At 74.1% G+C, this 12,794-nt stretch carries 11 protein-coding genes and 1 pseudogene; 7 read left to right on the top strand and 5 right to left on the bottom strand.

From position 1 onward, the window contains the following. The 4 genes and pseudogenes from AB4039_RS39145 to AB4039_RS39130 form a co-directional block, all read right to left on the bottom strand. Nucleotides 1-224: pseudogene (locus tag AB4039_RS39145) on the bottom strand (hypothetical protein); the annotation flags it as partial. Nucleotides 225-426: 202 nt separating this feature from the next. Further along, entirely contained in the window at nt 427-1,950 is a 1,524-nt protein-coding gene (locus tag AB4039_RS39140) for an FAD-binding oxidoreductase (protein ID WP_442273002.1), read from the bottom strand. A gap of 311 nt (nt 1,951-2,261) precedes the next feature. Then, nucleotides 2,262-2,915, bottom strand: a complete 654-nt coding sequence (locus AB4039_RS39135; protein ID WP_266846096.1) for a class I SAM-dependent methyltransferase — start codon at nt 2,913-2,915, stop codon at nt 2,262-2,264. Between the two features lie 97 nt (nt 2,916-3,012). After that, complete coding sequence (locus AB4039_RS39130; RefSeq protein ID WP_442273004.1) at nt 3,013-4,479, bottom strand: IucA/IucC family protein; 1,467 nt, start codon at nt 4,477-4,479, stop codon at nt 3,013-3,015. On the opposite strand from AB4039_RS39130, the gene AB4039_RS39125 reads away from it, so the two are divergent. The 4 genes from AB4039_RS39125 to AB4039_RS39110 all read left to right on the top strand — a co-directional run bounded on the left by AB4039_RS39125 (nt 4,406) and on the right by AB4039_RS39110 (nt 8,059). After that, nucleotides 4,406-4,561 carry a hypothetical protein gene (locus tag AB4039_RS39125; protein ID WP_442273001.1) on the top strand — a complete coding sequence of 52 codons (156 nt, stop codon included), beginning with the start codon at nt 4,406-4,408 and terminating at the stop codon, nt 4,559-4,561. The two genes, AB4039_RS39130 and AB4039_RS39125, sit on opposite strands and share 74 nt — an antisense overlap. A 135-nt stretch (nt 4,562-4,696) precedes the next feature. Continuing rightward, nucleotides 4,697-6,241 carry an IucA/IucC family protein gene (locus tag AB4039_RS39120; protein ID WP_442273000.1) on the top strand — a complete coding sequence of 515 codons (1,545 nt, stop codon included), beginning with the start codon at nt 4,697-4,699 and terminating at the stop codon, nt 6,239-6,241. Nucleotides 6,242-6,376: 135 nt separating this feature from the next. Then, nucleotides 6,377-7,240 (top strand): GntR family transcriptional regulator, encoded by an 864-nt coding sequence (locus tag AB4039_RS39115; RefSeq protein ID WP_442272999.1) that lies wholly within the window; start codon nt 6,377-6,379, stop codon nt 7,238-7,240. A 246-nt stretch (nt 7,241-7,486) separates the two neighbouring features. After that, on the top strand, nt 7,487-8,059 hold the full coding sequence (locus AB4039_RS39110) for a hypothetical protein (protein ID WP_442272998.1): 573 nt from the start codon (nt 7,487-7,489) through the stop codon (nt 8,057-8,059). A gap of 53 nt (nt 8,060-8,112) precedes the next feature. On the opposite strand, the gene AB4039_RS39105 is transcribed toward AB4039_RS39110, so the two are convergent. Next, nucleotides 8,113-8,556: a helix-turn-helix transcriptional regulator gene (locus tag AB4039_RS39105; RefSeq protein ID WP_442272997.1), complete on the bottom strand. Its 444-nt coding sequence runs from the start codon at nt 8,554-8,556 to the stop codon at nt 8,113-8,115. A 145-nt stretch (nt 8,557-8,701) separates the two neighbouring features. On the opposite strand from AB4039_RS39105, the gene AB4039_RS39100 reads away from it, so the two are divergent. The 3 genes from AB4039_RS39100 (at nt 8,702) to AB4039_RS39090 (ending at nt 12,753) form a co-directional block, all read left to right on the top strand. After that, nucleotides 8,702-9,655 carry an RNA polymerase sigma factor SigF gene (locus AB4039_RS39100; protein WP_266846101.1) on the top strand — a complete coding sequence of 318 codons (954 nt, stop codon included), beginning with the start codon at nt 8,702-8,704 and terminating at the stop codon, nt 9,653-9,655. A gap of 237 nt (nt 9,656-9,892) precedes the next feature. Then, on the top strand, nt 9,893-10,960 hold the full coding sequence (locus tag AB4039_RS39095; RefSeq protein ID WP_442273003.1) for a quaternary amine ABC transporter ATP-binding protein: 1,068 nt from the start codon (nt 9,893-9,895) through the stop codon (nt 10,958-10,960). Next, nucleotides 10,960-12,753, top strand: a complete 1,794-nt coding sequence (locus AB4039_RS39090) for an ABC transporter permease/substrate binding protein (protein ID WP_266846102.1) — start codon at nt 10,960-10,962, stop codon at nt 12,751-12,753. The genes AB4039_RS39095 and AB4039_RS39090 overlap by 1 nt, the downstream gene beginning before the upstream one ends. The last annotated feature ends 41 nt before the right edge of the window (nt 12,754-12,794 follow it).

Here is a 12,794-nt window from a genome sequence, read left to right as displayed (position 1 = left end):
GGAACAGGCGCCGGAACGCCGTCGGCGACGGGTACCGGGACGGGGTCCGGAACCGGCAGGGCCGCGGCCATCCGCTCCGGCGTCCAGAAGGCGGCGGCCTCGCGCGCGGTCCAACGGCTCTGGGCCGCCCGCGCACTGCCCGTCTCCGCGACGGGCAGCGGCCCGCCGGGCAACAGCAGTGCGGCGGCGGCCGTGGCCGCCGCCAGCGTCAACGTACGTCGCATGTCTCGCTCCTGAGGGTGTGGGCCGGGACGGCCCGGATGACCTGGTGCTGTGACCGGCGGGTTCACCGGGGCGCGGCGCCCGGAACGGCACCGCACCGCGTTGTCGGACCGCGCGAATACGTCCGGTACGAGCCGCGGCCCTCCCGCCCCGTGCCGCACCGCACCGGACGCCGCGCCCCGGCGGACGCTTCCGGCCGCGGCACTAGAGGGCCTGCGGAAATCGGAACAGCCGGTCGGGGTCGTAGGCCCGCCGGACCTCCTCCAGCCGGGGGAGGTTGGAGCCGTAGTAGGCCTCGCGCCAGCCGGCGAGCTTCGGGTCGGCGTAGTTCTGGTACGCGGCGCCGCCCGCCCACGGGCGCAGGTCCTGCCAGAGCCCGTCCAGCCAGGCCCGGTGGCGGGCCACCTCGGCGGCCGGAGCGGACTGCGGCCAGTAGACGAGGTACTGGGCCAGGAAGGCACTGCCGCGGTGGACGAAGGCGGTGTCGGCGGCGGCGACCCGGTTCAGGGCCCCGCCGCACACCCCGTCGAACTGGACGACCCCGAGCCCGCCGCGCGGCGCCTGCCCCGCGTACTGCCGGACGGCCGCCAGCACCGCCGTGACCGCCGGCTCCGCCAGCCCGGACGGGCCCCAGAAGTCGGAGCGGGCGGCGTACGAGTCCCGCCCCAGCCGCCCCTGCGGGTCCCGGCCGGGCAGCCGGCCCGGGAGCCGGCACCGGTCGGGGGCCGGGTCGGCGCAGCCCGCCATGGCCCGCACGGTGTCCGCGTAGCTGCGTACGACGGTCCAGCTGTCCCGGGGCTCCCGCCCCACCAGGTCCGTGAGCCGCGTCAGTTGCCGCTCCAGCTCCCCGCGCCCGTCGAGGCACACGACCCGGACGGCGGGCACCGCGGCGGCTCCGGTCCCCGACTCCACCGTGAACTCCACCTGGCTCCAGAACGGGTCCGGCAGCCCGCCCAGCCAGCGCTGCCAGCCGCGCAGCACCGCCGGGGAGTCGGAGGCCGCCCAGTGCAGCTCGGCGAAGGCGGCGTCGGCGACCGGATGGGTGCGCAGCCGGAACTCGGTGACCACCCCGAAGTTGCCGCCGCCCCCGCGCAGCGCCCAGTACAGATCGGGGTCCCCACCCGGCCCGACCTCCCGCACCACCCCGTCCGGGGTGACCACCCGGGCGCCGGAGAGCCGGTCGCAGGTGGCTCCGTAGGCCCGCGAGGAGAGGCCCAGGCCACCGCCGAGGGTGAGCCCCGCGATGCCGACGGAGGGACACAGCCCGGCCGGAACGCCCAGACCGTCCGCGGCGAGGGCCGCGTGCAGACCGGCGATCCGGGCGCCCGCGCCGACCCGTACCTCGCCCCCCTCGACCGACACGCCGGCCATCGCCCCCACGTCGACCACCAGACCGGCGGCCACGGTGGACCAGCCCGCGTAGCTGTGGCCGCCGCCGCGCGGCACGACCGGGGCGCCCGAGCGGCGGGCGAAGTCCAGGCAGACGGCGACGTCCCCGGCGTGCGCCGGGTAGGCGACGGCGCCGGGGGAGACGGAGTCGAAGCGGGGCTGGAACAGCTGTCGGGCCTCGGCGTAGTCCGCGTCGCCGGGCAGGACCACCCGCCCGTCCAGCGCGCGGGCGAGCGCACCGAAGTCGGCGCTGCCCCGCGGGGACCGGGCGGCCGCGCCCACGGAGGCCAGGACGGCGGCGGCGGTGCCCGCGAGGACCCGGCGGCGTGGGAGGCTCATTCCTCCTTCCTCCCACTGCCCGGCTCGATCGGGGCGAAGGCGGGCCCGCCGAAATCGTGTTGTCAGCCGAACAGATTACGTTTCGAGCGCCCGTGCCGGGCGGCCCGGACCCGAAGCGACCCGGGTCCACGGAGCCGGGCCCGCCCGGGCCCCGGGACTGCCTGCCTGCCCGGTCCGGGCTCCCCGCGGTGCGGACCACGGCGTGGCCGGCCGCGGCCGCGGCCTCGCCGGACCCGGTGGACCGGTGGGTCAGGCGGATCAGGCGGATCAGGCAGACCCGGTGGCCCCCCGGACCCGGCGGGTCAGGCGGGTCAGGCAGCAGGGGGTTTGCGGGCCAGGACGAAGCCGTGGGGGCCGGTCTCGTCCGTGCCCGGTTCGCGCACCAGGCGGGCCACCTCCGCCAGCCCCACACCCGCCAGCCGCTCGGCGACCAGGCCGGGCGGGGTCCCGTACACGTCGAGGTCGACCGGATGGCCGTAGGCGTGGTCCAGCAGCCGCCGCCCGTCCCCCGCCTCGAACGCGAGCAGGGCGTACCCGCCCGGAGCCAGTACCCGGGCGAACTCCGTGAAGACGGCGGGAAGCTCCCCGGGCGGGGTGTGCGTGGTGGAGTGCCAGGCCAGTACCCCGCCCAGGACCCCGTCCGCGACGTCCAGCGATGCCATCCGGCCCACCTCGAACCGCAGCCCCGGATAACTGCGCCGGGCCACCGCCACCATCGCGGGGGACAGGTCGACGCCGAACGCCCGTACGCCGAGACCGTTCAGGTACGCCGTGATCCCTCCCGGCCCGCAGCCGAGGTCCGCGACGGCCCCGCCGCCCCCACCGCGTACGCACTCGGCGAAGGCGCCCAGCATGGCCCGGTCCAGGGGAGCGGCCTCCAGGACGCCGGTCAACAGCCGGGCGTGGTCGACGGCGACGGCGTCGTAGGACGCCCGAACGGCACTCAGGCGCGAGCTCTCGGTCATGCCCCTGAACAGTAGCCCGCCCGGGGGCGGGTCTCACCCCCCGGAAGCCGTCGACGGGCCGTCGACCGGACCTGTTCCCCCGCCCGTCGGCCGCGCGTCAGCCGCCGGCCAGCGGATTCGGGAGCTCCGCCCACTGGTCGCCCGCCACCCCCGGACTCAGCCGCATCAGGGTCAGCGCCTTCACGGGCAGCGGCCGGCTCCTCAGCAGTTCCGAGTCGGCGGTGGGCGGCAGGCCGTCCAGGGCCCCGGCCAGTGCCTCGCCGAGAACGCCCGACGAACCCGCCGTGGCGGCGAGGGCCCCGGCCGCCAGGGAGCCGAACAGTTTGCGCCGCAACACCGTCTCGTCGTCCGTGACGAGCCGGCCCGACAGCGGGGGCACCGCCAGCCCGTGCCGGGCCAGCCGGGCCGGGCTGATCCGGATGTCGGCGAGGTCGCGGTAGACGAGCCGTCGCGGTGCCCCGTCGGGACCCATGACCAGCAGCAGGTTCTGGCCGTGGGCCTCCAGGGCCACCCCGAGGTCGAGCACCTTCAGGCACACCGACACCGCGAGGCGGGCGAACTCGGCCTGCCAGGCGGCGGAACGGGACAGCTCCGTGCCGGCCAGCGCCGCCACCGGCACCACCCGCTCGCCGGGCCCCGCGTACGCCTCCGGGGCCTCACGGAGCACCGCCGCCAGGTCCGGGCTGTGCGCGGTGGCCGCGCCGAGGGTCCGGGTGATGTGCAGGCGGCCGTCGAGCCGTTCCGTCAGGGCGTGCGCGAAGGCGGACACCACGGCCGCCGTCTCGACGGAGTACCCCGAGATGTCCCGGACGGAGGAGGTCAGCCGGGTGCTCAGGGCCGTCTTCACGTGGGGGCCGCCCGCCGCCGGGGCCAGCGTGCGCAGCGCCATCAGCGGATGTGCCGCGAGAGCGCCCGCCCGCACCTCCTCGCCCTTCAGGACGTGCTCCGCCTGCCAGGGGTGCACCGGCACCAGGATCCGGTCCCCGTCGCGCAGGTGGTCCGGCCAGTCCCCGGTGACCAGGCACTCCCGGACCGGTACGGGAACCAGCCCGAGCTCGACCAGCGGCCGGTGCTCCGGGGCGTACGCCAGCTGTTCGGCCACCGAGAACCCGGGACGGGAGCGGCAGTTGGGGTGGTAGGGATGTCCGTCGACCACCGTCTGCTCCCACTCCCAGCCGGTGCGAGGCTCCGCGCCGGGACCTCGCGGCCGTCCGGCCCGGGACAGGGCGAGGGAGGCGGTGCTGTCGTCCAGCTCGGCGGCGAAGGCGGCCCCGTGCGGCACTCCGAGCGCTTCCACCAGCCCCGCGGCCCGCCGGTGGGTCCGCCCGTCGTGCCGCAGCTCGGTGACGAGGTCGCCGGTGGCGTACGGGTCCGCCGGCGGGCCCTCCAGCCGCCCGCCCCCGGCCAGCAGCAGCGTGAGCGAGTCCGGCCCGCGCTCCCGGCGCGCCACCCACGGCAGTGGTTCGAAGGCCAGCGCCCGCCACAGCCGGGTGAGCACGGCCGACCGCGCGCCGTCCAGGGAGGCCTCGTACGCCGCTCCGAGCGAGGACCGTACGCCGGCCAGCGCGGTGCGGACCGCCTCCTCGGCCCCGCTGGCGGCCGTGCTCGCCGGGGTGCCGGTGGCGGCCGGGGCCGCGGTGGTGTGATCGGGGTCGGGGACGTGCGCGCTGCGGTCCAGGGTCCCGTTCCTTTCGTATCGCCTTACCGGGTGATCACTTCATCATCACGGATACTGAAGATCACGGCCGACGGTTCTCCTCCGTGGAACCCCGGCGCACCGGATGGACCGAATGGAACCAGTGGACCTCAACACCGCCGCCGACGCCTGCGCGGCCGCCCCGCTCCTGAACTGCCTGCTCCGGGAGGTGGCCGACGCCGAGGGCGCGGGCGTCCACCGGCTGCGCGCAAGCGGCCGGCTCCTGAGGGTGGGCGGCGGACGCCGGCCCTCCGACCCGGCCCTGCGCACGGCGGGCGGCTGGCATCCGCTCAGCCATGCGGAGCTGGTCAAGCTCACCTCCGACGAGCTGCGCCAGTACACCGGCGTCTCCAACGACGAGCTGCCTTCCGAGATCGCCGACAGCCGGGCCGCGGTCGCCGCGCTGCTGGCCGCGCGGGCCGCCGCCGAGGCCCCGGAGGATCCGTACCTGCGGTCCGAGCAGGCCCTGGTCATGGGGCATCCGCACCATCCCGCCCCCAAGGCCCGCGGCGGCGCGCCCGCCGCGAGCTGGCTCCCCTACGCCCCGGAGGCCCACGCCCGCTTCCCGCTCGTCATGCTGGGCCTGCGCGAGGACCAGGTGGCCGGGGAGGGCGGCCAGGCCGCCGCCGACGCGGTCGACGCGCTGGCCGGGATCCTCGACGGCCCGCGCCCGCCCGCCGGGTACCGGGCCCTGCCCGCCCACCCCTGGCAGCTCGAACTGCTCGCCGGACGGCCCGGGGTGTGCGAGGCCTTCGCCGACGGCCGGCTGCTGCGGCTCGGCCCGACCCGGCTGCCGGTGTGGCCCACCGCCTCGATCCGCACCGTGCACGCCCCCGGTCCGGACGCCGACCTGTTCGTGAAGTTCAGCCTCGACGTGCGGATCACCAACGACGTGCGCCGGCTGTGGCGCCACGATCTGCTGAAACTGCGCCGGACCGATGCCGCCGTCGAGGCCGCTTTCGCCGATCTGCGCGGGCGTACGGGATCCGGAGCGGTCTGGCTCGCCGACCGCGGGTACCGCACCGCGGCCTTCGCCTTCGAGGAGCTCGCCGTGCTGGTGCGCGACGGCCTGCGGACCCGGGTGGCCGAGGGAGCGACCCCGCTGCTGGCCGCCGCGCTCGCCGAGGACTTCCCGGGAAGTCCCCTCGCGGCGGCGGAAGACCCCGTGCGCTGGTGGCGGGCGTACCTGCGGCACGTCGTGCCTCCGGTGCTGTACCTGTTCGCCCGGCACGGGATCGTGCTGGAGGCCCATCTGCAGAACTGCCTCGTCGCGGTCGACGCCGACGGCCTGCCGGTACAGGCCCTCTTCCGCGACGCGGAGGGGGTGAAACTCCCCCCGGACATGCCGCGCGGGGCGGCCTGGGAGCGGCTCGTGTACTGCCTGGTCGTCAACCACCTGGCGGAGGTGGCGGCGACGCTGGCCGAGCACCGGCCGGAGCGGGCCGCGGAGCTGTGGCCGGCCGTCGCGGAGGAGCTGCGGCGCTTCGACGCCGCGCACGGCCTCCCGGAGATCGCGGACCTCCTGACCGCCCCCGCGCTCCCGGCCAAGACGAACCTGCTGCTGCGGTGGACCCGTGCGGACGGCGCCGACGCCCGCTACCTGCCGCTGCCCAACCCGCTGCGGGGGTAGGGGCCGAGGCGTCCGGGAGCGGGATCTGGCCAAGGTGGTCCAGGCCGGGGCAACCGACGTACCGAAAGGTATAGACCAATGCTAGGTTGGGCCGGCAGACCGCGCAGTCCTTGACCACCCGTCAGAGGAGAAGCCATGCCCTCCCCGTCGCGGGGCGGCGCCCCGGCCGCCATGCCCAAGTACCAGTGGATCGCCGCAGAGTTGCGGGCCGAACTCGACCGCTGCGCCCACCACTCCGGCGGCCGGCTGCCGTCCGAGCGCAGCCTCGCCACCCGGTACGGGGTCAACCGCCAGACCGTCCGCGCCGCGCTCCAGGAGCTGCGGGCCGACGGGCTGATCGTCACCGGCCGCCGGGGCACCCGGGCAGCCGGGAGCCAGGCCGCTCCGGCCGCATCAGTCGCATCACTCGCATCAGCCGTACCGGCCGCCGCATCGCCGCCGCCGCTCGCACCGGCCGCCCCGGGGAGCCGCCCGCACCCGACCGGGAACCCGAGTGGTCCGGCCCCGCACGCGGCCGGAGCGGGCGCGCGGACCGGGTGCACCGTGACCCGGCTCACCCTGGTCACCGTGCCGCCCCCGCTCGCCGCGCTCCTCGGCATGAGCGGCGGTGCGCGCACCCTGGTCCACCACCGGCGCGTCCACGGCCCGGGCGGTGAGGCGCTCCGCCACGCCGTGACGTACATCTGCCCGCGCACCGCCGCCCGGACCCCGGAACTGGCGCCCTACCTCGACCGGTCGGCCGCCGCCCGCGACGAGGACCTGCGGCCGTTGCACCGCTGGCTGGAGCGGGCCGCCGTCCGGGGCCGGACCGCCGAGACCATCACGATGACGCGCACCATCCGGCCCGAGGCTCCGGCCGCCGCCTGCGGTCTGTCCGTACGCCGCCTGCTCCATGACGCCTCCGGCCGGCTGATCGCCGTCACCGACCTGGCCTTCCCGACCTGGGACCGGCTCACGTTCCACCGCCGTCCGGAGGCCATCGGCTTCCGTGTCAGTTAGGCCTCCCCGGAAGGGCCGAAAGGGCCGGCCCCGGGCCCGCCGGTGTTGGTGAGCGAGGTTCGGAAATCGGCCACCGGAAGAACAGCTGCCGAACACCGGACCTAAGGTGGCGAGTGCCCTGGACATCTGCACAGGAACGCGGCGCTCGCCATCTCCCCTTCGGCGGACATCCGCAAGACGAGGAAATGTGAAGTGATGCTTTCGCGCGCCCGTATCACACCCATACTGCTAATTTCTGGGTCAGGCGTGGCGATTGGTGCATTTGGTGCTCTCGCGGGCAACTCGGACACCGCTCTTTTCCATGCGGTGAGCCTCGTGTTCTCCGGTGGCTGGTCGTGGGCGTGTTTCGCCTTCCTGGTCGGCTGTTTCCGTCAATCGAAGGCCGAGTCGGCCTTGCTCGCCTTCCTGGGGCTGGCCATCGGTGTGGCCGTCTACTACGCGCTCAAGGCTTTGAGTCCGGTGAAACCGATCGGGGTGGACGGCACGGTCGCACCGAGCGGCGGGGACTCCTGGTCGCAGATCTTCTTCTGGGGAACGCTCGCTTTCCTTTTCGGCGCCCCCCTGGGACTGTTCGGAAACCTGGCGCGGATCCCCGGTGTCGCCGGCCTTCCGTTCCGTCTGCTCGTTCCGCTGATCGCCTATTTTGAGACGACTGTGCGGCTGGATGTGGAGGTTGCGAGCGCAGGACCCGGCGCCGGATCCACCTGGAGCGCGATTCGTGTGCTTGCCGTCCTCGCCGCCATGGTTCTTGTGGGACACACGGTGTGGGGGTGGCGCACTCGGCATGACGGCCCGGGCGTCGGGTCGGGTTCGGGCTGAGCCGTTCGCTCGCTCGGGTGCTCAGTCCGTCGGGTGCTCAGTCCGTCGGGTGCTCAGGCCGTCGGGAGCGGGGACGCCACGGGTTCGGCCGCTACGAGGCCGTCCGTCTCCGGGGACGCGGTGTCGCCGTAGGTGTCGGCCGCCGGGACGAGCGCGACCGGGACGTCCGGCTCCGGGTCCGGGACGCGGTCCCGGGACGCGGCGGGGGCGCCGGTGAGGAGGGCGAGGAGGCCGGCCACCTGGACTCCGGCCTCGGCGGGATGGCGGAACACGGCACCCGCCGAGATCTCGTACCGGTTGCGACGTCCGTCACGCACCCGCTGGAGGTACCCGTCGGATTCCAGGTCGGCGACGATCGTCTGCACGGTGCGCTCGGTGAGCGCGCACGTCACGGCCACATCCCGCAAACGCACGGCCGGATCCCGGGCGATGGTCACCAGGACGCGGGCGTGATTTGTCAGGAATGTCCAGTTCTGTCGACGCGTCATGCTCCCCATGCGGTCATCATGCGGTACATGATTCATGTCACGCAAGACGCGAAACGGGTTTCCGGTAATTCTTGACGTACGAGAAGAAGAGGGCCAGCATCTACGGCAGTCAAGGTCCCGCGCCGCAAGCCGACCAGCCCAAGGAGCGAACCCAATGCCGGTTTCCGCCAGCACCACTTCCAGCGCCGTCCCCGGCACCCGTACCGCCGAAGTCGCCGCGCCCCCGAGCCCTCGCCGCACCGCCGAGGCCGCCCGCGCCGCGGGCCTGCCCCGGATCGACGAACCCCGCGAGATGGCCCCGGCCGACGCCCGCGAGCTCTCCAAGGTCTTCTTCCGACGCCTGCGCACCCTCGAAGAGGGCACCCCGGAGTACCAGTACGTCCGCAACACGCTCATCGAGATGAACGCCTCACTCGTCCAGTACGCCGTGCGCCGCTTCCGCGGCCGGGGTGAGAACGGCGACATCGAGGACATCGTCCAAGTCGGCACCATCGGCCTCATCAAGGCCATCGACCGGTTCGACCCGGACCGCGAGAACGAGTTCTCCACCCTCGCCATGCCGTACATCACAGGTGAGATCAAGCGCCACTTCCGCGACACCACCTGGGCGGTCCGCGTCCCGCGCCGGCTCCAGGAGCTGCGCATCGACATCGCCAAGGCGAAGGAGGAGCTGACCGTCAAGCTCGACCGCTCGCCGACCGTCGCCGACCTCGCCGCGCACCTCGACCTCACCGACGAGCAGGTCATAGAGGGACTGGTCGCCGCGAACGGCCACACCAGCGGCTCCCTCGACGCCCCGCAGAGCGAGCACGGCGACGGCCCCGCCGAAGGCCACACCCTCGCCGACGTGATGGGCGAGGAGGAGCCGGCCATGGAGCTCGTCGAGGACATCCAGACCCTGGCCCCGCTGCTGGAACAGCTCAGCGACCGCGAACGCGCCATGCTGCGGATGCGCTTCGGCGAGGAGCTGACCCAGGCCCAGATCGGCGCCGAACTCGGGATCTCCCAGATGCAGGTCTCCCGTCTCCTGACCCGGCTGCTCGCCCACCTGCGGGCCTCGATGCTGGCCGACCCCGGCCCCGACCCCGTGCCGGGCCGCACCGCCTGACCAGAGCCGTGCCGCCTGACCGGAGCCGTGCCGCCCGACCGGATCCGTGCCGCACACCGTGAGCTGCGTCACCCGGCCGTTTGCCGGGACCGGGCCGGGGCAAACGCGCCGCTGGAGCGGAACCACGCACTCCGGCCGATCGGGCCGCGGGCGTGGACCGCGCGGGCCGATCCCGCCCCGCTCCCCGGCCGTCGCCGCCAGCGGCGCGCCGGACCCGGTACGACCCACGAGGTGCATGTGTCCACGCTCCAGGCCGAACACGTCTACAAGGTGTTCGCAAGGCGACCCGGCGACAGGACGGCCGCCGTCCGGGCCCTCGAACGCGGCGCCGACCGCGACGAGCTGCGCGCCGACGGCACGACGGCGGCCGTCATCGACGCCTCCTTCCGCGTCGAGCCCGGCGAGATCTTCGTCGTCATGGGGCTCTCCGGCTCCGGGAAGTCCACCCTCCTGCGGATGCTCAACGGTCTGCTGGAGCCCACGGCGGGCCGCATCCTCTTCGACGGCGAGGACCTCACCGCGCTCGGCGCGCGGGCACTGCGCCACGTACGCTCCACCAGGATCTCCATGGTGTTCCAGCACTTCGCGCTCTTCCCCCACCGCGACGTGCTGGCGAACGCCGCCTACGGTCTGGAGGTCCAGGGCGTCCCCCGGGCCGAGCGCGAACGGCGCGCCGCCGAGGCGCTGGCGCTGTGCGGGCTCGGCGGCTGGGAGAAGTCCTGGCCCGACGAGCTGTCCGGCGGCATGCAGCAGCGCGTCGGCCTCGCCCGCGCCCTGGCCACCGACGCCGACCTGCTCCTGATGGACGAGTCCTTCAGCGCGCTGGACCCGCTGATCCGCCGTGACATGCAGGACCAGCTCCTCGAACTGCAGCGGACGCTGAAGAAGACCATCGTCTTCATCACGCACGACCTCAACGAAGCCATGAGACTCGGCGACTCCATCGCCGTCATGCGCGACGGCCGCATCGTCCAGCAGGGCACGGCCGAGGACATCCTCACCCGTCCCGCCGACGACTACGTCGCCTCCTTCGTGCAGGACGTCGACCGCTCGCGCGTGCTCACCGCCGACGCCGTCATGGACGAGGCCCCCGACGGTGTGGACGACTGCTCCTGCCCGACCGTCAGCGCCGACACCCCGCTCGCCGACCTGTGCGCGGTCAGCGCCCGCGTCCCGCACCCGGTCGCCGTCACCGACGAGGAGGGCTCCGTCGTGGGCTCCGTCCGCCGGGACCGGATCGTCGCCCTCATCGGAGACGAACAGCGGCCCCCGATGGCCTGCGCCTGCGCGGAGGTGGCCGCCTGATGCCCCGCCTGCACCTGGGCGCCTGGGTCGACAGCGGAGTCGACTTCCTCCAGCGCCACCTGTCGTGGCTCTTCGACGCCATCAGCGCGCTCGTCACCGGCCTCTACGACGGCATCGACGCCGTGCTCTCCGCCCCCGCCCCGCTGCTCTTCGCGGGCATCCTCGCCGTCGCCGCCTGGTGGCTGCGCGGTCTGCTCGCCGGCCTGCTCGCCATCGCCGGGTTCGCCCTCGTGGACTCGGTCGGCCTGTGGGACGAGGCCATGTCCACCCTGTCCCTGGTCCTCGTCGCCACCCTCGTCACCCTGGTGTTCGCGCTGCCCCTGGGCATCTGGGCCTCCCGCTCCGACCGGGTCAGCGCCGTCCTGCGGCCCGTCCTGGACTTCATGCAGACCATGCCCGCCATGGTCTACCTGATCCCCGGCATCATCTTCTTCGGCGTGGGCGTGGTACCCGGCATCATCGCCACGATCATCTTCTCGCTGCCGCCGGGCGTACGGATGACCGAGCTCGGCATCCGCCAGGTCGACGCCGAACTGGTCGAAGCCGCCGAGGCCTTCGGCACCACCCCGCGCGACACCCTCGTGCGCGTCCAGCTCCCGCTGGCCCTGCCCACGATCATGGCGGGCGTCAACCAGGTCATCATGCTGGGCCTGTCCATGGTCGTCATCGCCGGCATGGTCGGCGGCGGCGGACTCGGCGGCGCCGTCTACCGCGCCATCGGCAACGTCGACATCGGCCTCGGCTTCGAGGCGGGCGTCTCCATCGTCATCCTCGCCATGTACCTGGACCGGATGACCGGCGCGCTGGGCCGCCAGGTCTCCCCGCTCGGCCGCCGGGCGCAGGCCGCCGCCCGCTCCGCCGTCACCGGCACGGCCCGGCTGTGGAACCACCGTCCCCAGCCCGCCTACGCCGTCACCGCCGCCGTGGTCCTCGCGCTCGTCGCGGGCGGACTGGGCACCTTCGGCGGCTCCGGATCGCCCTCGGCCGCCACCGGCGCCGAGAACACCGGCAAGGGCCGCAAGATCAGCATCGGCTACATCCCGTGGGACGAGGGCATCGCCTCCACCTTCCTGTGGAAGGAACTGCTGGAGCGCCGCGGCTTCGAGGTGGACGCCCGCCAGCTGGAGCTGGGCGCGCTCTTCACCGGCCTCGCGGGCGGCCAGGTCGACTTCCAGACCGACGCCTGGCTGCCGGTCACCCAGGCCCAGTACTGGGAGAAGTACCGGAACAAGGTCGACGACCTGGGCTCCTGGTACGGCCCCACCTCCCTCGAACTCTCCGTCCCCTCCTACGTGAAGGACGTCAGGTCCCTCGCCGACCTCAAGGGCAAGGGGGCCGAGTTCAAGGGCCGCATCATCGGCATCGAGCCCAGTGCCGGAGCCATGTCCGTCCTCAAGGGCAAGGTGCTCAAGGAGTACGGCCTCGACGGCGAGTACCAGGTCGTCGACGGCTCCACCCCCGGCATGCTGGCCGAACTCAAGCGGGCCTACGAAAAGAAGGAACCCGTGGTGACCGTGCTCTGGTCCCCGCACTGGGCGTACTCCTCCTACGAGCTGACCAAGCTGGCGGACCCCAAGGGGGTCTGGGGCAAGGGCGACGGCATCCACACCCTCGCCCGCAAGGGCTTCGCGGCCGACGAGCCCGAGGTCGCCGCCTGGCTGAAGTCGTTCAAGCTGACGGAGGCCCAGCTCACCAGCCTGGAGGCGAAGATCCAGGACACCGGCAAGGGCAAGGAACAGCAGGCCGTCCGGGCCTGGCTGCAGGACCACCCGGAGGTGGCCGCCCTCGCCTGACCGCAGGCGCGCCGGGGCGCGGGACCCCAGTGGTCCCGCGC

Source organism: Streptomyces sp. M-16, from assembly GCF_052114405.1.
GTDB lineage: Bacteria > Actinomycetota > Actinomycetes > Streptomycetales > Streptomycetaceae > Streptomyces.
The sequence above is the reverse complement of the archived record's forward strand: the minus strand, read 5'-3'. Positions and strand labels throughout refer to the sequence as shown.